The following is a 25,773-nucleotide window of genomic DNA, read 5'->3' as shown; positions in this document are numbered from 1 at the left end:
GCCACCCCGCCTGTACGGCGTGGCGATTCGATAAAAAAACGGATTCTAAACCGAACAGCGTCAGAAAACGTCCTTGCGGTCTTTCTCCGCTTTCACCAGCAGCGCCTTGGCCCTGTCCAGCTTGACCTGCATGGCCTTGACCACGTCGCGCACATCGTCGACCGACGCGTTGCGCTTCAGCGCCTGTGGCAGTGTCACGTTGAAGTCTTTTTCCAGGTCTTCCACCAGCGCCGCATCCTGTTCGATCAGCGCACCTTCAACCCCTTCGAAACGCTGCAGGTAGGTATCGTGAACGATGGTGGTTGCGGCCTCCGGCAGCTTCTCGGCGTACTTGGCCACCACGCGGTCCAGGCGGTGCTTGATGTCCTCCAGGGTCGCCGGCATGGTGGTCGGTTCGTTTTCGGTGGTCTGCACCTCGGCCAGCAGGCCTTTCTCCTGGTACTGGGCCGCCAGCTTCACGGCGCCCAGGGCCTGCCACAGGGTGTGCTCCAGCTCGACCTGCTCTTCACGCACCGCGCTCACCGGCGCGCCTTTATCGATGGCCTGCTTGATACCGTAGATTCCCTGCCAGATGCTGGCATAGGTGGGGACGTGGTTGGTCTCGATGGCGAGATGGAAATCCACCTCTTCCCAGAAGCCCGCCAGCGCATCGGAGTCCGCGGCCTTCTGGCCCCGCTTTTCGTAGGTGTCGACGACGCCGCCGAATTTACCGATCAGCCACTGTACCTCTTCGGTGTACTGGTCCAGGTGTCCCTTCAGGTCGTTGACGTGGTCACCGACAGCGCCGTGGGCAGAAACCTGGCCCGCCGCCAGCATGGCGAACAGGCCGAACAGCAGGCCGAATTGATTCCGCACTCGCGATAAAGATTGCATAGGAATGTCCCCCTCCGTGAATTGGCCAGAAATGATACTCATTATCAAAGGAGAGATAAAGCGTCGCGGGACGGAATGCGCGGGCGAAGCGGTGTATTGCCGCGGATCGCAGCCCCGCCACGATGGCGCGGCTTGGCGGCTACTTCAGGGACGCGGCCCGTCGGCGCCATCCACCCAATCGGCAATCCCACCCGGAGAGATCTCCGCAATCTCGCGCGCAGTCCGCTCGAGTGTCATGGCCAGGCGTTCAAACAGGCCCTCGATGATGGCCGCCTGCCGGGTCGGCTCGCCGGTGCGGCGGATCGCCTGCAGAAGGCGTTCGCTGGCTCGCCGAAATTCCGGGTTCACTTCGCCGCGGGCACTCTTGAGATAGGTGTCCGACAACACCCGCTGCCATTCCCGCAGCCGCCGGTCGACGACCGGCGAGCGGTGGTCCTGGACCAGCCGGCGCAGGCGGACGGATACATGCCCCAGGTTGAGGCCGGTAAAACCCAGGTCGGTCATATGCCGCTCAGCGGAGCCACCGGCCCGGTCGTAATTGGCCAGTCGCAACAATCGCTCGCCCATGCGGCCGTTGAACCAGTCCTCCGGCTGATCGTGATTATCCAGATCCCTGAGGTCCCGCGCGGTCGAGTGGATCAGGCGCCGCTGCAGCAACTGGCTGTCCGGCGGTGAAATCAGCCGGAAAACCCAGAACAGGATACCGATACCGACGAGCAGCCCCAGCGCGGTGCTGACCGCCGCCCCCGCATCGAAGGTCATGTTGTTGCTCGGCTGGGTAATCAGCGTAAACGGGATACAGAAACCCAGGCCGTAGGGCAGTGTCTCCTGGTTGGCGAGCACCAGCAGGCCGGCAAAGTACGGCCCCGCCAGAACCAGCACCAGTATCTCGAAGTCACCACTGCCGCGGGACAACAGCCCCAGCCCGAACAGCAATGCCACCGGGATGGATACCACGACCCCGACCAGCAATCGCGGCAATATGGATGACAGCGCCACCAGCGAGAAGCGCGCGAACATGACGGAAAAGACCACCGGCAGGATCATCAGCATGATCGCCGCCGGGCTGGCTGTCTGGATCCAGACAAAGGCCCCGATGGTGAAGACCACCGCGGTGCGAAAACCGTTGACTGCGCCGATCAGCGGATCGCGATGGGTTTTCAGGCTGGGGGCATTCAACAGGGTCCGGTCCCGGTATTGCAGGGCGTTGTAGGCCCGCAGTACCACCGCCAGGTCGCCAACCATTTCCACCGCTGTCTGCCCCATGCGGGAAACGATGGCCGACTCCCCCTCCCAGCCGGCGCACCTGTCCATGAGTTCGCGGCGCAGCGCCTGCGACAACCGGTAGGCTTCGCCGTAACTGTCCGTCTCAACAATCCGGCGGAGCCGCGCGCGCAGCACTGACAGCAGCCCGGCGAATGCCGGCGAAACCTGGTCCGCGTGTTCGCGACGGAAGCGGCCGAGAATCTGCGCCACCGCCAGCAACGACAGGATGCGATTGCACAGCAGGCTCGCCGCCCGCGCCCTGCCCGGCCCCTCGGGGCCCTCGTAGACCGCCGCGCTGGAATCGTCGTTGACGGCCACCAGGGTTTCCAGGATCGGATCCGTCTGTTCGCGCCGCTGCGCGCGGCTGCTGTCCGGATCCAGTTCCAGCGCGAGGTATTCCAGGGTCCGGTTGATGGCGGTACGGGCGTGAAAGCGCAGGTTGTCCTTGACCGTCACCGGCCACACCAGCCGGCTGACCAGCATGGCGCAGATGGCCCCGACGCTGATCTCACTGATCCGCGCGCGCGCGATGGCAAAAATGGCCTCGCTGTCCGTCGTGCTCGCATCCGCCATCACCAGGATCACCACCAGCCCGGCGGTCATGCCCGCCATCGCGAAGGCGTAGATGTAATTGGTGCTGTGGACCATGGACGCCGCGGCGGAATTGAAGCCGATCCACAGCGCCAGGCATCCCAGCGCCGGGACCGGATAGGCCGACAGGAAGGCCAGGATCAGGATACCGACCACCCCACCCGCCACCGATCCGATAATCTGGCACAGCGCCTTTTCCACCACCAGCCCGCTCTCCGGGCGTATCTGCAGGAAAACCGCGGAGACCAGCGCCCAGTAAGGGCGCTCCAGTTGCAGGTACATGGCGACATACAGCGCCAACGCCATGGCGAGGACGCCCTTGAAGGCAAAGATGACCGCGCGCCGGTCCGGCATCAACAACTGGGCGAGTACGGAAGGCAGCGTCACGATCCGGGCCCCGCTACTCTCGATCGAGATAGATCGACACGGTCATGCCGGCACTGATATTCACGCCCTCGGGCAGCGGGTCCAGCGCGATATCCACCGGGATGCGCTGCGCCAGCCGCACCCAGTTGAAGACCTGCTGGACCTCCGGCAGCAACTGGCTGTTGCCATTGGTATTGCTGTCGGCAATGCCCCCCGCAATGCTGACCACCCTGCCCGTCAGCATGCGGTCGCTGCCCATCAGCCGGATTCGGGCAGTCTGCCCCACGTGCACCAGTTGCAGCTTGGTCTCCTCGAAATAGCCGGTGACATAAAAGGAACCGGTCTCGATCAGGGACAGCACCGGCGCACCGCGGGTGGCGTAATTGCCCTGGCGCAGCGTCAGGTTGCTGACGATACCGCTTTCGGGCGCCACCACCTGCACCCGCTCCAGGTCGATCAGGGCCGCTTCCAGTTGCGCCCGGGCCAGGTCGTAGTCGGCCTTCGCGGCCTCCGCCTGGATACGGTAGATGTCCACATCCTCCTCGCTGATGGCATCGCGCGCGGACAGGCGCCGGCGCCGCCGGTCCTGGTGCCTGGCGAGTTCCCAGGCCACCCGCTTCTGCTCCACCAAAGCCCTGGCCTCGGCGACTTCCGGCTTGAAGCGGGCGTCGTCGATCGCAAACAGCAGGTCGCCCTTTCCCACCCGCTGCTGATTCTTGACCGCCAGCCGGGTCACCCAACCGGACACATCCGGCGCGATGATGATGACATCGGCGCGAACCCGGCCGTCGCGCGTCCAGGGCGAATACAGGTAGTGGTTCCAGACCCAGGTACCGGCTGCAATGGCGGCTGCCACGACCACCAGGGTGACCCCTATACGCAACAGCTTTCCCATCGGTCAGACCCGGCTCCCGACGAAATAAACCACCAGTGCCAGGTAACAGACGAAAAGCCCGACATCGAACCAGGCCTCCCGCCACAGCAGCCGGCGCAGATCCAACTGGTGCAGTAGCAGGTGCGAAACGAACGTCAGCGCCAGGGCAATGGGGACAAACACCACCATGGGGCTGAACAGCATTCCGCCAAATCCCAGTTCGTGCAGCATGGATGCTTCGCTCTCCGCAAAAAGCCACCGCCGGACACAAAACGGCGCCGGTAATCCATGAAAGACTAGCAATTACATGCAGGGGAAGAGGTTCGTGGAGAACGCCGGGTCCAAACCTGGCCCACAGATCGGCGCCGATTCCGTTCCCGGCTGTGAGCGGGAGAGGCCAAGTCAACTTGAACCGGTATTAAGAGTTGCCGAACAGCTGTTCCAGAAGCCTGCGAATGGCAAGGGCGTGCTCTTCGACAACCAGAGAGTAATGATTGCGAACTGCCGGGCCCGGCTGGTAATCGCCGCTATCCAGGGCGGCCTGTACCGACACCAGGGCCACCAGCTTGTCCACCTGGAGATAGAGATCCTCCTCCAATCTGGCTCGCGATGACAGCTCCGCTTGCAGACTGCCGGTAAACTGGTGATGCACTCCCCTACCCTCCGTTAATCAAATCCAAAACGCCAGGGATTTCCTCCCACTCCGGATATCGCCTATAGAACCATGGTCAGCAGGAAATTACCCACATGTGGGTTGCGATCTACCTTACAACCCATGTATGGGTAGCAATCAACTGAAATTCCGCAAAGTCCTCGCCCGCCAGCTCCGGGCCAGGCGGAACGCCATGGGACTGGGCCAGCAAGAGTTTGCCAAAAAACTGGCTATCAGCCAGTCCACCCTCGCCCGTATTGAAAGCGGCCAGCAGAATGTGACGATCGATATGCTGGAACTTATTTGTAGCCGTTTAAAGTGCGAGATCTTCGAGCTACTGCCAGATCAATAGAGCTGGTGCTCAACGGTCAGCATATTCCCACCGGCCAGGGCAACCTGACTTTTACCACCTTCTTAACCATTTGATATAAGCACCTTCCCCAACACCCTGCCGGATTCCAGTGCTTCGTGCGCCTCGGCAATACGGTCGAGCACCAGGTTCAATCCAATTCTCGGCTTGTATGCACCTGCCGCGAGGCATTGATTGATATCCGTGATCGCCGCTTTCTTTGCCTCATCGGGCACGTGATAGATATAGACAAAGCGCAGGACAACCCCCTGCATCATTGCTTTCAGCATCGGTAGCGAAAGCGCGTCCTCGGCACCATCAACCGCATATGTACTGATGACACCACCCTGGGCCAGACACCTCAAGTCCGTATCCAGGTTGGATTTCACATTCACATCAACAATGCGTTCGACCCCGGCGCCATCCGTTGCGAGTAAAACGACATCAGCGACATTTTCCTCAAACCGGTCAATAATCAAGTCTGCGCCATTAGCCCTGGCAACCTCCGCCTGCATTTCTCCGGCTACTGTTGTCGCAACCCAGGCTCCCGCCCACTTGGCCAGCAGGATGGCCGCAGTCCCCACGACACCGGCGCCGCCGTGCACCAAAACCCGGCGACCACGAAGTTCACCATCGGCGAACAAACAGTGGTGTGCCGTCAGAGCTGGAATCCCCAACGCAGCGCCAATATCAAAGGAGGTATTTTCGGGCAGCGTCACCGCTTGCAGGGACGGGACCACGACGTACTCCGCTGCCGTGCCATCGGCGCTGCCATGTTGCGCCTCGTAGATCCATACACGCTCTCCGATCCTCTCCGCGGATACCTGCTCACCTACCGCATCGATGACCCCGGCACCATCCTGATGGGGAACAATTCGGGGAAAGGCCATGGATGAAGAGAACCCTGTGCGCGCCTTGACATCCGTTGGATTCAGGCCTGAAACATAAACCCGGACCCGAACCTCCCCCGGCCCGGGCTCGGGCACCGGAACTTCCCCCAGGACCAACACATCTCGCGCCGCCCCCTGACGCTCGTAATAAACCGCTTTCATATCAATCTCCAGGCTGTTTCGCGATCGGCCCATCTCGGCCAACCTTTACCCGCTCAGGATCAAAGAAAGGGATACTTTTGACAAGTAGGCACAATAATGATACCTAAGGATATTAAATATACTATAGAGCAGGCCAAGCAATGAGTTCGCCACGCAAGGAATATATCTGTGCCGTCGAGGCCACCGTCGATGTCATGGGCGGCAAATGGAAACCGCTGATCATTCACTACCTGCTGGGGGGAACCAAAAGGTTTGGCGAACTGCGAAAACTGATAGGCGGCGTCACCCAGCGCTCCCTGACACTACAACTGCGCCAGCTTGAAGTCGACGGCATCGTCAACCGGGAAGTCTTTCCGGAAGTGCCTCCCCGGGTCGAGTACTCACTGACCGGTTTCGGAACAACGCTCGCCCCGATACTGGAAGCGATGAAACAATGGGGAGAAAACCATATCGCCAATCAGCAGTACTAACGGGCCACACGCGATGCCGTACTTCCCTGAAATCAGGAGACACGGCCATGCCACCTGATCAGTAAATATTGGGTGTCATGTTCGAGTGGACTTTACGTAGCCTGAAGGGAGATTCTCAGGTAACTTGTCAACCGCGAACGTTGCGATTCCCTGGTGTTCGTGGCTTACCCGTGGCTTCGATCTCCCCGACAGATAACAACCATAGAAAGCCTTATTTTTCGCCAAGAAAATAGCAGATTCCGTGAAATACTATTTATCTTTTAAATCCAGAACAGCATCCGCCCAAGCTACAATAACGGGGGACGAACCATCTCCCACCTGCCGTGCAACAAGTTCAATAACATCCACGTTCCGCACATCGGCCCTGAGCATCCGGGGCTCACTTTTCACACCTTCTGCGGAGGTTGACGTTATTTCCTCACCATCACCGTAAATGACAAATTCGACTTTCGCCTTGCCACCTGGAGTGTTGCCATCTATTCCGACAAAAACACTAAGTTCGTCGAATTGACCAAGCGCCTTAACCTCCAGTCGTGAATTTGCCAAAACCCCAATGCCATTTCTATATTCTTCCCCATCCAGCGTGATGCTATCACCGTATGGAGAGGCATTGACCCTGGGCCCACCGAATCCGGGGTAGTGCTGTCGATAAGCACTTCCACTTCGCTCAGGGTTGTGCTTCAAACTCAATCTTCGATGGGCCTTTGGGTCCAGCCCAAGCGTGTCCACACCGTCGACAGCGACATTGATACGGCCAGGAATTTCAGACAAGTAAATTCCATCCTTGAGTTGCCTATCGCCAGTGGCTTTGAAGATCAGGGACTCATGAGGCGCTAACTGAAAGATCTTTTCGCCTACAAACCGATATTGATCCTTTCTTGTCCACAAGTTCCTGAGTGAAACAGGAGTATCCGCCCTCATATTCAAGTCGGAAGCATGCAGTGTCACCCGCGTTGCTTCGGCACTGCGGTTAAATAGCAGAACGGCTTTTTCCGATGAGTTCTGCAAGCTCTTCACAATAACCTGAGCATTCTCGCCGTCATAAGCCAGTACTCCCTGGTTGCCCGCGGGATCCTGGTTCACAGCTATGATCTCCTCTGCACCCCATATATTCAGCAGGGATTGCGGAGCGTTCCTCAAATCAAAACCGATCATTAACGGCGCAGCAATCACAGACCAAAGCGCAAAATGGCTTTTCGCTTCAGTCAGATGATCCTCATCGAAATCGCCGTGGCCTATATACAGCATATCCGGGTCGTTCCAGTTTCCGGGTCCCGCGAACAAGGCCCTGGTCACTGCGCTGTCGAAAACATGCAACATACTATCCCAACTGTTGCGTATATCTTCGCTGGTGCGCCACAGGTTGCCATGATTCTTGCCCCACGACCGGACGTTGGCCGTGCCCCAGGTGCATATCGACAAGATGTAATCATTATCGGGGTTCGAACGACCCAGGGTGGCACTCAGATTGCGATAGAGCCCCTCTACGGCGGCGACGTCGGTGCTGGGTAAATCTCCCCTTACGATAAGAGGCTCAAAGGATTGATAGTCGAACTCGGAAACAAACTCCTTGCTCGCGCTATAGTCGGCAATACCACAAGCATCGACCTTCACATAATCAAACCCCCACTCTTCGAAGAACAGCGCAATGTCCCCCGGCAGGTGATTCCAGAGGCCGACCTCACGCTCCGCCGTTGACCCTTCTGGCAGGTTTGGGCTGTGCAAATCCCAAACCTGAGAGCAGGCATTGCGCCCCACGTCCGTGTAGATCCCCGCTTTCAACCCCATATTGTGTATGCGCTCTACAAACGGGCGAAAACTGGTGTCCCGCTTTTCACCCAGGTCGGCGCTGGGAAAGATGGAGGTGCGTATGACAATCCGGTCGTCGGACTGGCGTCTTTTCAACCACCAGCCATCGTCGATATTGATGTATCTGTAACCTTTCTTTGCCAGTCCGGAATCCACGATGGTCTTTGCCGCGCCCATCACTTTGCCTTCATCAACTTCGGTTCTGAACGCATTCCAGGAGTTCCAACCCATCGGCGGAGTACTGGCGTTACCTCCGGTGAATGCAGACCAATGACCACTTGGGGAAAGCCGGGCGTCCAAAGACATTTCCGCCGGCTCATTGGGCATTTCGGCCCGCGCGCCAATACATAGAAGGAATATGACTATACCAAAACAGGGAGTTGTCTTTTTCATATCATTGCTTCAATAATCTTCGCAGCCGATCCGCCAGCTATTCAAAGACAACTGCTTTTTCAGCCAGGACAGGTTCATATTGTTGGCCTGTGGGCAGAATTGCGCCGGCTCACCGGTATACTCCACACCAAACACCGCTTTGCCCGCGTTGATGAAAACCTGATAACCGCTGCACTCGTTGTATTCAAAACACTGCTCATTGAGCGCCCAATCAAAGTCTCCAACCAGGTCGGCCAACTGACCCACATCATTTTTGAGACCGACGGAAAGTCCCCGGGCATGGGCCTCCTGGGCGATCCAGCGGTTATAGGCCAGCTGGTCGGCACCAATCAGTGGAAGACCGGTTTCGTCGCCATTGGTATAGGCATCCATATTGTCCGGCTCGACACCGTCACAGCCTTTACTGACAGCCAGGTCCAACCGCGCCCCCATGATGTCGGTCAACAGATCAATACGGCGAATATCCAGCCAACGCTCGTCCCAATCCGCCATGTTGCCCGCAAAGGGCGGCTCATTGCCCGTGTACTGTTCATCGGTGATAAAGGGAAAAAACAGCTGCCAGTCTTCACGCCATCCTTCATAAGTACCGGCACTGAAGTAGCAGATGACAGTCCGTCCCTGATCTTTCAAATCCTGGATTTGTGCAGCCGGGGTATCAAACAGATCGACATCGTACATATCCACGTCGAAGCTGGTATCCAGGGTTCCGTTTATCTGCCACTGCCAAGTCAGGTTCTGGGCGGGAGTGGGTTTCCACCAATCGCCATTACCACCGCCTTGCTCGCTACCCTGCAGCTCGATGGTCATTAAATCGACATTGCTGACATCCAGGTTGTTGTTGGAACGGTAACGGACCTTGATAAGCCCGCTGGCGTTGATGTAACGCTCAGGGTTCTGTTGGACAACCAGGTTCTGCGCATACCACTGCCAGTTGGCAGCGCCCGCATTGTCACCCAGAGTCACCCATTTTCCGTCAACAAAGTCGCGCAGTTGAAACACCCAGCGCTGCGCCGCCTTGGCCTCACCAATCGTGTTGACCTTCAGTGCAAGGCTTTGCCACGAAGTCCCCGGTTGAGGTGACGGCGCATTGAAAAGGAACTGGCCAACAAACCGGGCGCTGCCGGGTGCCGCCTCCAGGTAGGTAGACCAATTGTCCTGCTGTCCGGCCTGGTCCTGTGTTTTCAACACCTCTATCGGCTGGTTGCTGATCTGCCCCTGGGATACGTTGATACTGTCGACATAGAGGGTTTCGGCCCGACAGGCACCGGCCAGCAGTGCCGCCGACAGTATTACCAGTTGCACGATGTTGATCTTTGACATTTCGCTTTCCTTATCAATATTTTCTATCGGTATTCGTCGATATAATCGGTCCCACTAGAATTTGTACCTCAAACCCAGGTTGGCCTTGCGCCCCCACTCGGCATAGGAGCCGGGAATGTCATTGCGGCCCTGATAACTGTGCCAGTTGTCATTCAACAGGTTATTAATCTCCAGGAATACTACCGTGTTCTCGCCAAAGGCATAGCTTGCGGAGGCAGACGCCCAAGTCATTGCATCGGTTGTGGATTTATAGGTGGTTTCACCCTCCGCGTTCAACGGGCTCCAATGGCTGCTGATATAGTTTTCGGTATGATCCGCCGACAGTTGCAGGCTGAGGTTCTCGGTTCCATACAGCAGGGTCAGGGAATAGGAAGTATCCGGCACACCCGCTAGCACGCCCTCCTTCACACCGCTGATATAGGATTCGGTATCGATATAGGTATAGTTGGCAGTAACACCGAAGCCGTTGTCAAAGAAATGCTGCAACCCGAGTTCGTAACCAAGTACCTTGGCTCTATCCAGGTTTTGTGGCTCAAATACATTGAAGGGCTGCTGGATGTATTCGCCCGTCGCAAAGTCTTCGCGCGGGAATACCGGCCGGGCTTCCGGGTTGTCGGGATATCTCTCCCGCCAGTCCTGAATAAAACCCGATATGTTCTTCTTGAAAACGGCGCCCGTCAGTGCCGACCCTTCCCGAAAGTACCATTCCAGGGAAATATCCGCCTGCTCGGCTTCCACTGGTGACAATTTCGGGTTGCCCACATGGTTTATCGTCCACTCCCCCCAACTCGCGGCCACATCGTCCACCTGGGTGGAGAGCTGGTTCAGGGACGCCCTGGCCATCACCTTGGCATAGGAAAGCCGCAGTTGCAGGTCGTCGGTAAACTCATAGGTGAAATTCGCTGAAGGCAGCAGCTTGGAATAGGAGTTGTTTTCGGATATGGCGACAGGGTCCTTGTGGACAACGACATAATTCCACTCCGACAGCGCATCTATGCGCTCGATCTCCCACAGCCAGCCGTCTGAAGTGGTATCGGTTGTCACATGCCGCAACCCCAGGTTGGCCCGCCAGTTGTCACTGATCAGGTTGGCCTGCATGTAGGCAGACAGGGTTTCCTCGGTCACGGCAAAAGACTCATTGGCGTTGAAGACGGGCGCATCCTGGTAGGAGTATCCCTCCGGGTAGAGCTCGCCGGTATTGGGGTTGATGATATCCGGGTTGTCGTCCGCGGCATGCAGCGCCTCCTGGTAGGCATCCAGGTCAAAGCCGATGAACTGGCGGGGAAAGTTACCACCAATATCCGACAGGAAATCCTCCACCGGGAAGGGCCGCACCACGTTGACGCCGGTTTCCCCAAAGGTGAAAGGGGCCGAGCTGTAGAGTTCCCGGGCATGCTGGTTATCAAACTTGGTGCGCTGTTTGGTCCGCTCGTTGTAGACCAGCCCGAAGTCCAACGACGCCAACTCGATATCCAGGACGGGAATTGACAGCTGGCCGGCGTCGGGGGCCCAGTTGCCGACCAGTGAAGCACCGTTTACTTCATCATCGATATTCACACCATTGGATTGCGAGTAGTGAGGTCCGAACTGGCTGTCATTGACCAGATCCCCGACCGAATCAATACCCGTGCTTTCATCAAAATCGAATTCCAGGTTGGGAAGACCACCCGGGGTCAGACTAAAGGTGGCAGTATTGGGCACACCTCCCACACCGTGGGCCACCACGAACTTGTCCTTGCCGCCGGCATCTCGGGTGGCCTTGGACAAATAGATGTCTCCCACCAGCTCCAGGTTGTCATTGACGGCAAAGCTTCCGTTCAGGCCCAACTGGTAGGTATCAACAACCCGGTGATCCGTAATGGTTACCAGTTCCGGAATCAGGTTGTCCATGGTGAAACCGGTCACAATGGTGCCTTCCGGATTCAGTTCAGTCGGCGCGCCCTCAAAAGTGGCATCCCTCCAGGTCGCGGAGCGCCCGATCATGTAATAGGACTGGGTATAACCATAGGAAGGGGAATCCAGCCGGGTGAACAGGCCGTCGACCGCGATGTCCACCCTGTCATTCGGCTGATATTGGAAAACACCCGACAGGGCGGTGCGCTTGCGCTCTTCCTGGTGGGCGGTGGTGGCGAAGGTACTCGGGATCTTGAGCATGTAGGAGGAATCCATCCAGTCCACATAGCCCTTGTCGCCATCGTGGTCCCAGTCCCAGTTTTCACCATAATTGAGATCCGTCATCTCATCGGTTCTCATGGTGGTGTCACTATACAGGGCGGATACCAGGATACCCATTGTGTCGTCGGCGAAAGTGTTGCTGCTGACGGCCGTCAGCTTGTAACCACTGTCGTCCGCCTTGTCGCTGTAATTGCCCTCCACGCTGATCGAACTCTGTGGTTCCTGGTAATCAAACGGTCTCGCGGTCACCAGGTTGATGGCTCCCCCTATGCTGCCTTCCAGCGTTGCAGCGGTAACGGATTTGTGCACCCAGGCTTCGGAAATCACTTCCGATGGCAACACATCGAAAGCGAACTCCCGCCCTTCCGCATCCGTGGCCATCAGGCGGTTATTCATGGTGACGATGCTGAACTGCGGACCCAGGCCGCGGATGCTGACACCGGACCCCTCCCCCCCGCGGGTGCGATCGATGGTTACGCCTGTGATATGTGCCAGGGAGTCGGCCACGTTGTCGTCCGGGAAGAGCCCCAACTCCTCTGCCGAAATTCCGTCCCTGACGGAATCCGCCATGCGCTTGCCATCCAGGGAATTGATCAGGCTTTGTTGCTCCGCAGTGACGACCACGACCTCCATCGCCTGCTCTTGCTCTTCCTGTTCCGTCGCCGCCAGACTCTGTTGGGCAGCCAACAGGGCAACCGTCAGCGCGGTCAAACTGAACCCTTTGGTTTCACTTTGCATGTTTCACTCCTTATTATTGGTTATATTTTGTACCTGATATTTAGAGCGAACCACTCAACCGGCGACCACCTCTCCGCTGCCGGATTGTTAATTCCACTCCATCTTGCTCGATGCTTTCAGGCTATTTGCCACGGAGAACCATCTTGACAATAAAAAATATAATGAAACCATAAAATTATATTGTCAATGGAACCTCATAATAAAAACATCAAAAAGTAACTTACACGAGCATAGTGAAACTTAAAGGAATGAGATGTTTCTTTTTATCAATCAAAAAGTGCGCCAATAGATTACTGTGGATTCAGGCGTCCACCAATAATGGGCATTCGCGGGCGGCGAGCAGCACCCCCGGCCTGACGCAGCCGCCAAATCGGAGACTGCGCGTTGGTTATTCGAAATGGATGCTGTCGATGATGACGGTGCCCACCCCGCCATGCCAGAAACTCATGATCAGTTGTGGAGGCACATTGCGATTGATGCCGTTGTCGGCCATGGGAATCCTGATATCCCGGTAAGACGTAGTGATCACCGGATGATTGCCACCGTCGAGAACAAATCCAGAAAACAGCTTCGATGCTCCGCCCAGCGACAGGTTGAAGTGATCCTGCTCGCCACCGGCGGCGCCCCTGATTCGCACCACGAGATAGGTGTACCCGGTGAGATCCTCGGCCACATCGGAGCCAAACCAACCACAGTTGTCGTAGCTGAGGACCAGCCCACCGCCAGACACCTCGGCGGCACCATCGCCGTTGAGAAAACAGTTCCCGCCAGTCCACTTGCCAAGGTCGTTCCGGGCACTCGACGGCCACGGCGGATCACCGTCGTAATCGTCCAGCACCAGACCGGCTACCGGTGGCGGATCGTCGGTGGTCACCGCCACCGTATTGCTCACCGGCGAACGGTTACCCGCCGCGTCCACGGCCTTGACCGCATACTCATAGTCCGTCGACGGAGCCAGCCCCGAGTCGGTATAGGCCGCGCCCGCCAGCGATTCGATCAGCGTGCCATCCCGGAACACTTCATACCCGGTCACCGCCATATTGTCGGCCGCCCCGCTCCACGACAGGGACGCCGTCGTATCCGTCACATCGCTCAACACCACGACCGGCGCGGTCGGCGCAACACAATCTCCCGCACATCCGCCCAAAGCGAGGTCACCGAGATTCACCCAGCCGTCCGCACCCTGGTTGGCGTTGGCGAACGACAGTGGATACGGCGGGCGCCACTGGTCGATAACCGAATCGGCAAGGCGTGACGCGGCCGGCCGGGAGCGGAGTACTCCGGGAGTGACCGCCTCGAGCGGGTTTCGCACGCGTAGGACAAGTTCGTAATCGCCCTCGGGAAGGCCCGCGGCATTCAGGTCGACGGAGAAATTGATCGGCCGGCCGAACTCCACATACGAGGGATCGGCACCGACATTCCAGTCCGGAAAGGCGCGAATCTGCAGTGGTTGCACCTGCCGGATATCCCAGTTGGTGTCCCAGCTTTGCACCATGACGCCGGCACTGTCCCGCAGACCGAGTTGCACGGTCCACGGATAGTAGAAAGGCGCCACGCCGCGATTCTCGATGGTGACACCCACACGGAAGTTGCCGGACACGGTGGCATCGAAGTTGGCCTGTGGGATATGCAGTGTGTACCCCATTCTGCGCACACCGGCGGCCACGTTTGGGTCGCTCACACTGTAGCTGCCCGCGCCTGTCTCGTTGATCATCCAGCTGATATGGGTAAGCTCCGTCGCGGCCAGTACGTCATCGACCTGGCCGGAACCAGCGGGCCAGGCGGCATACAGACTTCCCTGGATCTCCGGGCGCGCCTCACCGCCAATCGACTGGGATGTCCAGCGGTTTTCGATACCGGCATCCAGCAACAGCTGCGTGAATGCGTCGGCCCAACCGCTCATGGAAACCGGCAGCGTCAGGCTTTTGAGTTCGCCGTTTCGCCACTCCCTGTACGGCCAGGAGTCGTCGTGAAAACCGATACCGGCAGTGTCTGCACCGGCAAGATACGGGTAGCGCACCTCGAGCTGGATATTGTCGAACGCCTGGTCATAGGCCTCGATCAGGGTACGAATCGTGGCGTCGCTCGGCATCAGGTCCGGGTAGCCGTCACCGGGATCACGGTCGTAGGGCCAGGTGTGCCACTCGCCCCAGAGCCCGACCAGCCCCAGCGACATAAAGCCGATGGGCGGATCCGCGGTAGCACCCGGCCCGGCGGTATCGTAGCGGGCCGCAAAAGCGTTAATGAAGTTGGTAAATGCATCGATAGTGTCCGGGTCGTCGTAATCCGGGCTGACAGTTCCCCAGTATCCGTTGGTCCGCATCTCCACCTCGCCGTCCAGACACGGCGGGGTGCCGCTGCCCGGGTGACTGCCGGTACCGCCGTCGGGGTACTCGACGTAGAAGCGGAACACGAGCTGGCGCCCCCATACAGCGGCTTCATCCAGCGCCTTGTCGAAGGCACTCCAGTCGAAGACGTTACAACTGGACGGATCACTCATGACCTCGCTGAGAGCGAAATAGCTCCACATCAGCCCGCCGGGATATTTCTCGTTATAGTTGCTCCCCGGGAACAGATAGGGGGCAAAGCCTTTGAGCGGTTGACCGACAGGTGTGTCGGCGTAGCTGTATGTGTGCGCCGTCAAACTGGTGTCGGGTCCCTGGCCGACGGGGGGCCGGGGCGGCGGTCCCTGCGGGTCGGCCGCAGCCCGCGGCGCCACCGCGCTCGCGACGAGGAACACAGCGATTGAGGTAATGGCAGTGACCTGCGACAGTATTCGATTGAGTTTCACGATTCCTCCAGAGTTGTCTCGATAATAAGACGCGCCCGATAATCGCGTCAGGAACTGGCGTGCACGCCGCGCTCGCAGCGGGGCCCGACTCCTGCTAACGCAACGCGCTGAATGTCTGGCCCCACTCATCACGTTTCACTCCCTGTTCTGGATTATTTTTTTGCGCTTCCTTGTGGGGTAACCCGGTCCGTCCGCAAACACTTCCGGTTATCAGCTCAACAGTTTTAATATTATTAATATGATTAAACTGAAAAATTACTTTGTCAACAGAGTGGTATGGAAATACGCGCCTAAAAGAAACTTTTTAGACGCAAAGTGAAACTTCTGGAGATGGAATGTTTTGATTTACAGCCAGGAAGGGGGGTGAAAAAGCGATAACCCATAGCGCAGGCTTCTTCCTGCTCGCTCGATTATCGAAGCGCGATCATTGGAGGAAAGGGGAGTTCGGGGATGGATATCCCCACCCGGGGCAACTCGGGCCGAGCTGCTTTTACACGGCTGTGATATCAGGAATCAGAACCGACGACAATAACATCAATCCCCATTTCCATCAGTCCTTCCCGATATTCGTCGGGGATGCCATCGTCTGTAATCAGCTTTGATATTTCAAGGGGTTCGAGAATTTTATACAGACAGATCTTGCCGAACTTTGTTGAATCCGTAACGACGATGACTTCGGTGGATGCCTTGCACATCATACGGTTCAGGGTCGCCTCCGGTTCGAAATGCGTGGTCACGCCTTTCTGCATATGGAAACCATCGACCCCGAGGAACAGTTTGTCCACATGCAGGTCTTTCAACGCCTTTTCCGCCTGCTGACCGTGGAAGAACATGCTTTTCCTTCGCAGAGTCCCCCCGAGCACGATAAGTTCAATGGAGGCACAATCCGCCAACTGGTTCACGGCCAGCAAATCGTTTGTCACAACCGTCAACTCATCAAAATCACACAGGTAGGGGACTATCAAATTGGTCGTGGTGCCGGAATCCAGAATCAGGGACTCCCCGGAGCTGACGAAAGCCGCAGCCGCTTTCGCAATTGAATCCTTCTTGGTGGGATTCAATTGCTGTTTGAGACCAACCGCGTTTTCGGTGGTGGGCACCAGTTCATTCAGTATGGCACCGCCATAGGCCCGCGATGCCACACCGCGCTGTTCCAGAAACTTAAGATCCTTGCGGATGGTTACCGCCGACACACCAAACATATCGGCCAGCGGATACACCTGCACGCTGCCATTACTTCGCAGCATACTGACAATCTTTTCTCTCCTGGAACTTGTATCTCTCATTATTGGTCTCTTCAGCTCGAGCAAACAGGGATTGTATCACCGAGACCCATAAAGTGAAACAAAACAACAAGAGCGAAGGGAAAGTGAAACAGCAAGTATTCCGTTCACGCCTGCTCCATTGACGACTCGGATTCCTCGCTGAGCGCCAGCAGGAGGGCGGAAACAATGGCGAGTACCATGCCCAGCGCCACCGGGGTGGACGGTACCACCTGTAGAATCATCAGCGATAGAAGGCTGGTCACAATGGGGGGGAGGCAGTTCACCATGGGGCTGACCAATATGGCTTTCCCATACCTGAACGCGTAGACCAGAAACAGGGCCCCGAATGCATTGAGCAGGCCAATGCCAAACGCCAGGAGCGCCCCATCGGCTCCCCAGTTGGCCTGCAACGGCTCCTCCGCCATCAGCCAGGCGACGGGTGACAGGAAAATACTGGTAATCGCCATATAGAAGAAAATGGTTTCGGCACTCACCCGGGTATTGGCAAGCTTCAGGTAGTACCCCTGGACACCCCAGGCCAGGAATACCAGGATGGCGTACAGAAGCCATATGGATCCGTCACTGACACCGGTATTTTCCGAAGAATTCAGAAAGGGAATGGCTATCATTGCAAGCAGGATACCCGCCCCTCCCATTTTCCCGACACGCTCCCCGAGGAAGAACAACGACAGCAGTATGGTAATCACCGGCGACAAGGCGATAATGGGGAAAATCAGGTAGGCGGGGCCGTTTGCAATCGCACCGGAATACAGGATGAGCTGCCCGACCCCGCCGGAGAAACCGATAATGGCGCCATAAAGTATTGCCCCGGGGCTGATATCGAGCTTCCAGCCGGCCCTCCTCAGGGACAGAAGCGAGGGAACCAGCATCGAAATGGACCACATGATGAACCCCAGCTCCGCCGGAAATCCATTGCCTTCGGGAACCGAAATGGTGGCTCCCCAAATCCCCCAGAGCACAATCGTCAACAGAGAATAAAACAGCCAGGATCGGAATCTTCCCGTTTCTACACCGACATACTCATGCAACTTTGCCTCAGACATGTATCAACCCTCGTTCTTATATTCGCTATTGCCGCCGGGCTACTTTCAACTTCTCCAGACTCCCGCCCGGAAACCGATGATGGTCCAGCTTGGCCGCATATAGTGCGGCTCCCACATCCGGAGAGTAGTCCGGCTCTTTGAGCACACTGTCAGGGGATATTTCCTCGAGCGCTTTGCCGAGGGGGGAGAGAATGATTTTTCCCGACTTGAAGACGCCCCCTGAATAGGTTGTGACAACGGGCTCGTTTTTCTCAAACCCGAGCCTGTCCTTCAAGACTTTCACCATAAGCGCCAGTTCCCGGGCAGCGCTTTCAAATATGTGCACGGCAACCGGATCAGCCTCCTCCGCCGCAGCCGCTACCACCGATGACAGGCTGGCAATTTTTCCCCTCGACCCCTGCCATTTGTTCACGATCAGGGAACAGATATCCAGGTCACAGTCCAGATCCAACCTCTCCGCAAGCATTCCGTGGAGAAGCGTTTTGGCGCAGCGGCCATCGGACATCCTGGTGAAGGCTTCCAGTGCGAGCCGGGAAATCCAGTAAGCCGAACCTTCGTCCCCAAAAAGCTCACTCCAGCCGCCCACCCTGCCGCTGCTTTCTCCCCTCTCCCCGTATCCGATAGAACCGGTACCGGCAACAATATGAATACCGTCGCCACCCCCGGAACCGGATGCCCAGCCACAGATCATGTCATTGCCACAGCGGTAGTTTCGAGTGCCCAGGATACTCCGGGGGACGGCATCAATCTCCGCCACCAAAGCGCTGTCCTCTCCATATCCCGGAATTCCGAAAAAGGCGAATGACAAGGCCCCGGCGGCGACCTCTCCCTTGGTGAGCACTTCCTCCACGCCACGTTGAAGGACCTCCCTCAAGCCATCCAGGCCGATCTCAAAGTAGTAGGAGGTTGGCTCCAGATGGCGCGCGACTATTTTCCCCTCGCGATCCAGAAGAACAAAGGCGGTTTTGGTCCCACCGCCATCAACGCCCAAATACATCGGCCAGGCTCTCTTCGGTCGCAGTCTCATTCAAAGAAACAGGATAAATTGTCACGCCCTGAACCACCCGGTTGACCGTGCCTGTTGCCGACGGGTTATCCGGTTTCTTCTTCAACACCAGGGCCCGGTAAAAGGCGTATATCTGCGCGCAAATGATATAGGGAAAATAGAGCATGAAATCCGGCAACCCCGAGGCGCCTTCCACGGCAATATCATCGGCGGTCAATCGCTTGTCTTCTGCCGACAACGCAATCACTTTTCCCGCCTCCCCATCCCTGCGCAGTTCAGACAGAAGATCCATATCATACTTTCTTGTGTAGGGGTCATTGGAGATGAAAACAAAAACCAGTGTTTTGTCATTGATAACGGTTTTTGGTCCATGACGGAATCCCAGTGGCGAGTCGTGCAGGGCAACCACCTCTCCGTCTGTAAGCTCAAGCAGCTTTAATGCCGATTCCCGGGCAAGGGCGCCAAGGCCGCCGCTCCCCAGAAAAACCACCCGGTCATAGCCCTGTTGGGACAGGGTCTGCAGCGGAGCCTGTTGCGTCAGGATAAAATCGGCGGCGATGCGACCCATGTTATCCAGACCATTTCGCTCAAAATGGTCAGGGCAGAATACCAGGCCGGTAAGCAGCAACATCGAGGTGAAGCTTGAGGTCATGGCAAAGCTTCTATCGTTCGTTTCCTCCGGGGTCAGGAGCGCCAAAGCCCTAGGGCTCGAGCCACAGTACCTGAACAAGCCCCCCTCCCGGTTGCAGGTTATGACCAGATGATAACAATTTTCCAGGATCTGGTCCGCCACGCTCACAGCGGCCATGCTCTCCGGGCTGTTCCCCGATCGGGCAAAGGACACCATCAGGGTTGGAGTCCCGGGTTCAAGATAGCCCCGCGGATTTGAAACGATGTCCGTGGTGGGAATCGATTCCACCCTTCGCTGCAGCGATTCGGTAAGAAATGGAGCCATACAGCCTCCGATAAACGCCGAGGTACCCGCCCCGGTCAAGATAATTCGGAGGTTGCGTTTTTCAAGTACATTTTCCAAAAAATCCCTGGCCCTGTTTTTGGATTCCCGGTACGCGTCAAATGTACGCAGCCAGGCTTGGGGCTGCTGGCAGATTTCCCTGGCCGTCCAGGTGGCGGACAGGGCTTCGAGACTGGATTCGGTAAACCCGAGATGTTTCATTGATAATTCCTTACTGAGAACAAGCGCCAGAGTATTGACACAGAACTTCCTGTATTTTGTGAATAATGATTGAATCCACATCAAACATGATTTCGCCGCTTCGTATCGCCCTGTACTGGTCCGGCAGATATTGGCTGATTAATGTCAGCGGGGGCTTTTCCTTGTCAAAGTTTTTTCGCATTTTATCCATCGCTTCCGTCACCGGACGGAGGGACCAGTAATAACGAATCCTGTCGCTCAGGCTGTACTGTTTATCCCGAATCAGGCTGCCGCCCTCACCGGTATAGTAGCTTTTCCAGTATTTTGGATCCCGCTGCATCTGCTCCAGGATCACTCGCTTCACGTCGGAAACCTGCCCTTCGGGGAAATACTCCCGCTCTACCCTGTCCAGCGCCCAAACGGCTTCACGCATGGCAAAGGTGACGCCGGGTCCCACCTTGAGGATGGCAAAGTGATCCCGAACCAATTGTTTCAGGTTCTGTTCCGTCTGGTAATCCGTGGAGTGTGCCTCAAATAACATATGAGGATAATTTTCAATGGCCCGGCTGAGCGCAGCCGCCTTGCCCGGAAGATAGTCAACCACCTTGTGGTGATCGAATTCCACTCCCGGCTGCACAACCAGGCCGATCACCCTCGGCCAGGCCCGCTCCAGTCCCCGGGCCAGAAATGACTGGTAATGAGCCTCGATAGTGGCAGTAGCCGCTTCGGGAGAGGTTACCTCCAGCTCGGCGAGGTCCCCGGTGGCCCCGCCGGGAACCGGCACTTCCGTACCCACGATATAAACCGGGGCCTCTCCTCCCGACGATTGCCAGGCATTTTCGGCCACCTCGCACAAGCGAGCAGCCCTGGCGGCGACTATTTCATCAGGAAGGGGCACAGGGTCGCCGGCACAAGACATGGAACAGTCGAGATGAATTTTGCGGAAACCCGCTTCGACATACTGGCGGATCAGGACCTCCGACTTATCCATCGCCTCTTCCGGTGAGAGATCCTGCCAGCAATTCGGCCCCAGGTGGTCGCCCCCCAGCAGCACTCTGCCCTCCGGAAGGCCCACCTGCCCGGCCAATTCATGAACCAATAGGCAAAAATCGGAGGGCCGCAATCCGGTGTAGCCTCCATCCTGATTCACCTGGTTGGAGGTCGCCTCGATCAATGCATGGCCCCCGGTCTGCCGCGCATGCAATAAAGTCGCCTTTATGGCCAATGGATGAGCCGAACAGACAGAGCAGATTCCGACAGCGCGACCCTTTTTGTGCTCACTCAACATCTCCGCAAGCGCTCTCATGAACACCTCTATTTCATTAAGTTTCGGTAAAAAATCACAACGTGATGGCCTTCAGTTGAGTGGCGAAATTATGCATCAGCACGCAGAAAGTGTAAACATTTAATATTTCATTTAGTTTCGAACTGAACTCATGGTGATCATTAATGCGTCAAAATACTTGTTCAGCTGGATCCAGCCAGTATCGAGAGAGGCTATAATATCTTTTATATCAGTAAGTTAGGCGAGCTCTACGCTCCAGTGAAATACGAATGCATCAAGAAGTTTCAGTTTCAGGTAAACTTTGTATCAGAAAGTTTGATTTAAAGACGAAATTGTAGTTTCATTATATTTCCTTTCAACTCAAATTTCGGTTTACGCCGTTGATCGACAAAATAAAAGGAGCCGCCGTGCTGCAACAACTGATAATCCGATGCCTGCAGGGCCTGCTCCTCTCCGGTATCGCCTGGGCCGGTACAGGCCTGGCAGAGGAGCGTTTTTACACTGCCGGTGATTTTGACCGGGTCCAGAAAATCGACAGTCATGTTCACGCCAACTCCCTGTCCGCCGATTTGGTGGATATGGCCCGGAAAGCCAACTTCAAACTCATCAGCATCAACGTGGATTACCCTGACTTCCCACCGGTGGAGCGGCAACTGGAAATAGCCGCGCGGCTGTACCAGCGGCACCCCCGGGATTTTGCCTTTGCCGGAACTTTCACCATGGAGGGCTGGGGAGACCAACAGTGGGCGGAGAAAAAGATCGCCGAAATCGAACATGCTGTGGATGAAGGCGCCATCGCAATCAAGGTCTGGAAAAATATCGGGATGGACTTCAGGGACCAGTCAGGTGAGCTGGTGATGGTGGACGACGGGGCATTCACACCGATATTCAACCACCTGAACGAGCGTGGGCTGCCCCTGATCGGGCACCAGGGAGAACCCAGGAACTGCTGGCTCCCAATCAGTGAAATGACCGTTTTGAATGACAAGCAGTACTTTAAGGAGCACCCGCAATACCACATGTATCTCCACCCCGAGCTTCCCAGCTACGAAGATCAGATGGAAAGCCGGGATCGCATGCTGGACAGGCACCCCGAGCTGACATTTGTCGGGGCCCACATGGCCAGCCTGGAGTGGAGCGTCGACGAACTGGCCAGGTTCCTGGATGACAACCCCAAGGCGGTTGTGGATATGGCGGCCCGCATAGGACAGATTCAGTATCAGTCCATGCATGACTATGCCCGGGTCAGGGACTTTTTTATCAAGTATCAGAACCGGATTCTCTACGCTACCGACCTGACCTACAGCGACGGACAATCCGTCGGGGAGTTTTTTCAGCAAGCGCTTGAAGTATGGCAGTCGGACTGGAGATACCTGGCAACGGACCAGCCAATGACTTCCGGCTTCGTAGAAGGCAGCTTCAAGGGGTTGAAACTGCCGAAAGCCGTTATTGACAAAATCTACAAGGTCAACTCCGAACGGATCTTTGGCAAGGTTCTTTATAAAAAGTAACACATCCAATAAATAGTATGAGGAACATGAAGGTGATCGAAGTTCCAAAACCATCTTTCTTTTCCCGGCTTACCGCAATTCTATTGTTTTCGGTACTCCCGGGATGTCAGGCGCTGCCAGAGAGCGGGGTCCATTCATTTACCGATGAATTGAAAGTCGGGAACGACCACCTGGTACTCAGCTTTGATACGAAGTTGCACAGCCAGGTAATCGCCAGTTATTCCGGCCGGACAATTCCGTTGCAGGAGGAGCACCGGAAGAGCGAATACATCGTGCTCGAAAACGGGCCCGTCGGCGATTTTCAGGCCGAAAGCTATCGAACGCAGACTATCAATGACGACCTTGGGAAAGGGCTTCAATACATCATTACCGGCAGATCTGCGGAAGGCATGGTGAAACAGGTCGATGTCCGGGTGTATGACAGCTATCCTTCCAGCGCTTTCCTGTCGGTTAGCTACCGCAACGATACAGGTAACCCGGTCCGGATACTGAAGTGGGTCAACCACAATTACCAAATCGCTTCCACATCGCCCTCATCACCGGACTTCTGGTCCTTTCAGGGCGCCTCCTACGCCGACCGCCGGGACTGGGTTCAACCGGTCACTCCCGGTTTCGAGCAGAAAAACTATATGGGCATGAACTCCTCCGACTACGGCAGCGGCACGCCTGTTTCGGACGTCTGGACCCGGGATATCGGCATCGGTGTCGGTCACGTCGAGCTGACACCCAAGCTTGTTTCACTACCGGTGAGCTATGCGCGGGGAGATTCGGGAGTCACTATCGGCATCGAGTACGACCGACCCGAGACACTCAACCCGGGGGAAACCCTGACCACCTTTGAAACCTTCCTGAACCTTCACCAGGGTGATTATTTCGCAACCCTGGCCAACTATCGCCATATCATGTCCGCTAAAGGCCTGGAGGCTCCCGAATATCCGGACAACAGCTATGAACCGATATGGTGCGCCTGGGGCTATGAACGGGATTTCACCGTGGAAGAGGTACTGCAGACGCTGCCGAAAGCGAAGGAAATGGGGCTGAAGTGGGCGGTGCTGGACGATGGCTGGCAGACATCCGAAGGCGATTGGTACCTGGACAGGGACAAGTTTCCCCACGGCGACGAGAGCATGCGGCAGCTCGTTGACAAAATAGAGGAAGCGGGACTGAAAGCCAAGCTCTGGTGGGCTCCGCTCGCGGTTGATCCGGGCACCGACCTGATCAGGGATCACGAGGATATGTTGCTCCTGGACAAGGATGGAAACCCGGTGGATATTACCTGGTGGGACAGCTACTACCTGTGCCCGGCGTATGCGAAGACACAGGAGTACAGTGAGGAGCTGGTCCGGAAAATGATGGGGCAATGGGGCTACGCGGGCCTTAAAATCGACGGACAACACCTGAATGGTGTGCCCCCCTGCTACAACCCGAAACACAATCACAAACATCCGGAAGAATCGGTGGAACAGCTTCAGGAATTCTGGAAGCGCATTTATGAGACAGCCCGGGAGATCGACCGGGAATCCATCGTGGAAATCTGTCCCTGCGGCACCTCCTATGCTTTTCACAACATGCCCTATATGAACCAGTCCGTCAGTTCCGACCCCTTGAGTTCCTGGCAGATTCGCCACAAGGGGAAAACTCTCAAGGCGTTGATGGGTGAGTCCTCTCCCTACTATGGCGATCATGTGGAACTGAGTGATGACGCCAGTGATTTTGCCTCCTCCGTCGGAATCGGTGCGGTAGTCGGTACCAAGTTCACCTGGCCCTCGGATAGCCATCCCGAAAAGGGCTTCCAGCTGACACCGGAAAAGGAGCGTTCCTTCCGACATTGGATCGATATCTACAATGAAAAAATGCTGCCCAAAGGCGTCTATATGGGCGAGCTGTACGATATCGGCTTTGACAAGCCCGAGACCCATGCCGTTTCAAAGGATGGAAAGATGTACTACGCCTTCTATGCCGACGGTTGGGAAGGTTCGGTGGAGTTGAGGGGGCTGGCAGCGGGCCAATACCGGGTCGTGGATTACGAAAACGATCGTCCCCTCGGCACAGTAGCGGGGCCAACCGCCACATTGAAGGTGGATTTCAACAAGCACCTGCTGATCGAGGCCATTCCTGTTGACTAGGGCAAAAATACTACTCTTTATGGTAATCGTCGGTTTGGGTGGTCCGCTATTCGGCGGGCCATCCCAAGCCGCGACTACTCACCCCATGGACTGGGAACTGCCACTGCTCACCGGGCAAGACGGCAACAAAAGCCTGAGTATTTCCGACTACCGGGGAAGAATCGTCTACGTTGATTTCTGGGCATCCTGGTGTCGCCCCTGCCTAATATCCATGCCATTTCTGGACGCACTGCAAAAAGAGTTTGGGGACAGGGGCTTTCAAGTCGTGGCTGTCAATGTCGATCACGACAAGGGAGACGCCATTGCATTTTTAGGCCGGCACCCCGTGGATTACCCGGTCGTCCACGCCCCGGATGGCCAGCTGATGAATCACCTTCAGGTGGTGGGCCTGCCCACCGTCTTTCTGCTGGAGGCCTCTGGCGAGGTCACTCTGGTCCACGTCGGGTTCAAGCGATCCGACAAGGCATTTATCAGGGCGGTGGTCGATCGAGCGTTGGCGAAAAACCAAAATCAAAGCAGAGAATAGCCTTATTATTCCGCGATACCCCAGCAAATTTCACACAGTGCATACTCGATATCATCCGGCACTCAAACAGACTGACAGTCACATGTGGCAGATTCTCTCGGATGAATCCCATAAAAGT

The 25,773-nt window shown here is 56.6% G+C and carries 20 protein-coding genes; 5 read left to right on the top strand and 15 right to left on the bottom strand.

Annotated features, from left to right (window positions below; genetic code table 11):
* Nucleotides 1-60: 60 nt before the first annotated feature.
* The 5 genes from MWN76_RS13495 to MWN76_RS13475 form a co-directional block, all read right to left on the bottom strand.
* Nucleotides 61-873, bottom strand: coding sequence for a hypothetical protein (locus MWN76_RS13495; protein ID WP_250461962.1), 813 nt, complete (start codon nt 871-873; stop codon nt 61-63).
* A gap of 144 nt (nt 874-1,017) precedes the next feature.
* A complete protein-coding gene (locus MWN76_RS13490) occupies nt 1,018-3,117 on the bottom strand; it encodes an FUSC family protein (protein WP_250461961.1) in 2,100 nt (699 codons plus the stop codon).
* Between the two features lie 13 nt (nt 3,118-3,130).
* A complete protein-coding gene (locus tag MWN76_RS13485) occupies nt 3,131-3,991 on the bottom strand; it encodes an efflux RND transporter periplasmic adaptor subunit (protein WP_250461960.1) in 861 nt (286 codons plus the stop codon).
* A 3-nt stretch (nt 3,992-3,994) separates the two neighbouring features.
* Complete coding sequence (locus MWN76_RS13480; RefSeq protein ID WP_250461959.1) at nt 3,995-4,201, bottom strand: DUF1656 domain-containing protein; 207 nt, start codon at nt 4,199-4,201, stop codon at nt 3,995-3,997.
* A 187-nt stretch (nt 4,202-4,388) separates the two neighbouring features.
* Nucleotides 4,389-4,622 carry a hypothetical protein gene (locus tag MWN76_RS13475; RefSeq protein ID WP_250461958.1) on the bottom strand — a complete coding sequence of 78 codons (234 nt, stop codon included), beginning with the start codon at nt 4,620-4,622 and terminating at the stop codon, nt 4,389-4,391.
* A gap of 127 nt (nt 4,623-4,749) precedes the next feature.
* On the opposite strand from MWN76_RS13475, the gene MWN76_RS13470 reads away from it, so the two are divergent.
* Nucleotides 4,750-4,974 (top strand): helix-turn-helix domain-containing protein, encoded by a 225-nt coding sequence (locus tag MWN76_RS13470; protein ID WP_250461956.1) that lies wholly within the window; start codon nt 4,750-4,752, stop codon nt 4,972-4,974.
* A gap of 62 nt (nt 4,975-5,036) precedes the next feature.
* Here MWN76_RS13470 and MWN76_RS13465 read toward each other — a convergent pair whose 3' ends face one another.
* Nucleotides 5,037-6,023, bottom strand: coding sequence for an NADPH:quinone reductase (locus tag MWN76_RS13465; RefSeq protein ID WP_250461955.1), 987 nt, complete (start codon nt 6,021-6,023; stop codon nt 5,037-5,039).
* A gap of 140 nt (nt 6,024-6,163) precedes the next feature.
* On the opposite strand from MWN76_RS13465, the gene MWN76_RS13460 reads away from it, so the two are divergent.
* Nucleotides 6,164-6,493: a winged helix-turn-helix transcriptional regulator gene (locus tag MWN76_RS13460; RefSeq protein WP_250461954.1), complete on the top strand. Its 330-nt coding sequence runs from the start codon at nt 6,164-6,166 to the stop codon at nt 6,491-6,493.
* A gap of 249 nt (nt 6,494-6,742) precedes the next feature.
* Here the strand turns inward: MWN76_RS13460 and MWN76_RS13455 are convergent, their stop codons facing one another.
* From MWN76_RS13455 to MWN76_RS13415, 9 genes are all read right to left on the bottom strand, one after another.
* Nucleotides 6,743-8,695, bottom strand: coding sequence for an NPCBM/NEW2 domain-containing protein (locus tag MWN76_RS13455; protein WP_250461953.1), 1,953 nt, complete (start codon nt 8,693-8,695; stop codon nt 6,743-6,745).
* A 9-nt stretch (nt 8,696-8,704) separates the two neighbouring features.
* Nucleotides 8,705-10,015: an endo alpha-1,4 polygalactosaminidase gene (locus MWN76_RS13450; RefSeq protein WP_250461952.1), complete on the bottom strand. Its 1,311-nt coding sequence runs from the start codon at nt 10,013-10,015 to the stop codon at nt 8,705-8,707.
* Nucleotides 10,016-10,069: 54 nt separating this feature from the next.
* On the bottom strand, nt 10,070-12,928 hold the full coding sequence (locus MWN76_RS13445; RefSeq protein ID WP_250461951.1) for a TonB-dependent receptor: 2,859 nt from the start codon (nt 12,926-12,928) through the stop codon (nt 10,070-10,072).
* Nucleotides 12,929-13,316: 388 nt separating this feature from the next.
* Nucleotides 13,317-15,719 (bottom strand): DUF4832 domain-containing protein, encoded by a 2,403-nt coding sequence (locus tag MWN76_RS21180; RefSeq protein WP_250461950.1) that lies wholly within the window; start codon nt 15,717-15,719, stop codon nt 13,317-13,319.
* Nucleotides 15,720-16,225: 506 nt separating this feature from the next.
* Nucleotides 16,226-17,005: a transcriptional repressor AgaR gene (gene agaR / locus MWN76_RS13435; protein ID WP_284500480.1), complete on the bottom strand. Its 780-nt coding sequence runs from the start codon at nt 17,003-17,005 to the stop codon at nt 16,226-16,228.
* 104 nt (nt 17,006-17,109) lie between these two features.
* The gene (locus MWN76_RS13430; RefSeq protein WP_250461948.1) at nt 17,110-18,048 is read right to left on the bottom strand and encodes a DMT family transporter; all 939 of its coding nucleotides are present in this window, start codon (nt 18,046-18,048) and stop codon (nt 17,110-17,112) included.
* A gap of 25 nt (nt 18,049-18,073) precedes the next feature.
* Nucleotides 18,074-19,045: an N-acetylglucosamine kinase gene (locus MWN76_RS13425; protein ID WP_250461947.1), complete on the bottom strand. Its 972-nt coding sequence runs from the start codon at nt 19,043-19,045 to the stop codon at nt 18,074-18,076.
* Nucleotides 19,029-20,228, bottom strand: a complete 1,200-nt coding sequence (locus MWN76_RS13420; RefSeq protein WP_250461946.1) for an SIS domain-containing protein — start codon at nt 20,226-20,228, stop codon at nt 19,029-19,031. The genes MWN76_RS13425 and MWN76_RS13420 overlap by 17 nt, the downstream gene beginning before the upstream one ends.
* Nucleotides 20,229-20,238: 10 nt before the next feature.
* The gene (locus MWN76_RS13415; RefSeq protein ID WP_250462047.1) at nt 20,239-21,495 is read right to left on the bottom strand and encodes a D-tagatose-bisphosphate aldolase, class II, non-catalytic subunit; all 1,257 of its coding nucleotides are present in this window, start codon (nt 21,493-21,495) and stop codon (nt 20,239-20,241) included.
* A 404-nt stretch (nt 21,496-21,899) separates the two neighbouring features.
* Between MWN76_RS13415 and MWN76_RS13410 the strand changes: the two genes are divergently transcribed.
* The 3 genes from MWN76_RS13410 to MWN76_RS13400 all read left to right on the top strand — a co-directional run bounded on the left by MWN76_RS13410 (nt 21,900) and on the right by MWN76_RS13400 (nt 25,655).
* Nucleotides 21,900-23,003, top strand: coding sequence for an amidohydrolase family protein (locus tag MWN76_RS13410; RefSeq protein ID WP_250461945.1), 1,104 nt, complete (start codon nt 21,900-21,902; stop codon nt 23,001-23,003).
* A 26-nt stretch (nt 23,004-23,029) separates the two neighbouring features.
* On the top strand, nt 23,030-25,129 hold the full coding sequence (locus MWN76_RS13405; protein WP_250461944.1) for a glycoside hydrolase family 36 protein: 2,100 nt from the start codon (nt 23,030-23,032) through the stop codon (nt 25,127-25,129).
* A gap of 85 nt (nt 25,130-25,214) precedes the next feature.
* Nucleotides 25,215-25,655 (top strand): TlpA family protein disulfide reductase, encoded by a 441-nt coding sequence (locus MWN76_RS13400; RefSeq protein WP_250461943.1) that lies wholly within the window; start codon nt 25,215-25,217, stop codon nt 25,653-25,655.
* Nucleotides 25,656-25,773: the final 118 nt, after the last annotated feature.

It is taken from the genome of Microbulbifer litoralis (assembly GCF_023634065.1).
GTDB lineage: Bacteria > Pseudomonadota > Gammaproteobacteria > Pseudomonadales > Cellvibrionaceae > Microbulbifer > Microbulbifer litoralis.
This window is presented reverse-complemented; position numbering and strand designations above follow the sequence as displayed.

What these genes read in the sequence shown, in the direction of transcription:
- MWN76_RS13495 (WP_250461962.1), bottom strand. Translation starts at nt 873, where the DNA reads ATGCAATCTTTATCGCGAGTGCGGAATCAATTCGGCCTGCTGTTCGGC.
- MWN76_RS13485 (WP_250461960.1), bottom strand. Translation starts at nt 3,991, where the DNA reads ATGGGAAAGCTGTTGCGTATAGGGGTCACCCTGGTGGTCGTGGCAGCC.
- MWN76_RS13480 (WP_250461959.1), bottom strand. Translation starts at nt 4,201, where the DNA reads ATGCTGCACGAACTGGGATTTGGCGGAATGCTGTTCAGCCCCATGGTG.
- MWN76_RS13470 (WP_250461956.1), top strand. Translation starts at nt 4,750, where the DNA reads ATGGGTAGCAATCAACTGAAATTCCGCAAAGTCCTCGCCCGCCAGCTC.
- MWN76_RS13465 (WP_250461955.1), bottom strand. Translation starts at nt 6,023, where the DNA reads ATGAAAGCGGTTTATTACGAGCGTCAGGGGGCGGCGCGAGATGTGTTG.
- MWN76_RS13460 (WP_250461954.1), top strand. Translation starts at nt 6,164, where the DNA reads ATGAGTTCGCCACGCAAGGAATATATCTGTGCCGTCGAGGCCACCGTC.
- MWN76_RS13455 (WP_250461953.1), bottom strand. Translation starts at nt 8,695, where the DNA reads ATGAAAAAGACAACTCCCTGTTTTGGTATAGTCATATTCCTTCTATGT.
- MWN76_RS13450 (WP_250461952.1), bottom strand. Translation starts at nt 10,015, where the DNA reads ATGTCAAAGATCAACATCGTGCAACTGGTAATACTGTCGGCGGCACTG.
- MWN76_RS13445 (WP_250461951.1), bottom strand. Translation starts at nt 12,928, where the DNA reads ATGCAAAGTGAAACCAAAGGGTTCAGTTTGACCGCGCTGACGGTTGCC.
- agaR (WP_284500480.1), bottom strand. Translation starts at nt 17,005, where the DNA reads ATGAGAGATACAAGTTCCAGGAGAGAAAAGATTGTCAGTATGCTGCGA.
- MWN76_RS13430 (WP_250461948.1), bottom strand. Translation starts at nt 18,048, where the DNA reads ATGTCTGAGGCAAAGTTGCATGAGTATGTCGGTGTAGAAACGGGAAGA.
- MWN76_RS13425 (WP_250461947.1), bottom strand. Translation starts at nt 19,045, where the DNA reads ATGTATTTGGGCGTTGATGGCGGTGGGACCAAAACCGCCTTTGTTCTT.
- MWN76_RS13420 (WP_250461946.1), bottom strand. Translation starts at nt 20,228, where the DNA reads ATGAAACATCTCGGGTTTACCGAATCCAGTCTCGAAGCCCTGTCCGCC.
- MWN76_RS13415 (WP_250462047.1), bottom strand. Translation starts at nt 21,495, where the DNA reads ATGTTGAGTGAGCACAAAAAGGGTCGCGCTGTCGGAATCTGCTCTGTC.
- MWN76_RS13405 (WP_250461944.1), top strand. Translation starts at nt 23,030, where the DNA reads ATGAAGGTGATCGAAGTTCCAAAACCATCTTTCTTTTCCCGGCTTACC.
- MWN76_RS13400 (WP_250461943.1), top strand. Translation starts at nt 25,215, where the DNA reads ATGGACTGGGAACTGCCACTGCTCACCGGGCAAGACGGCAACAAAAGC.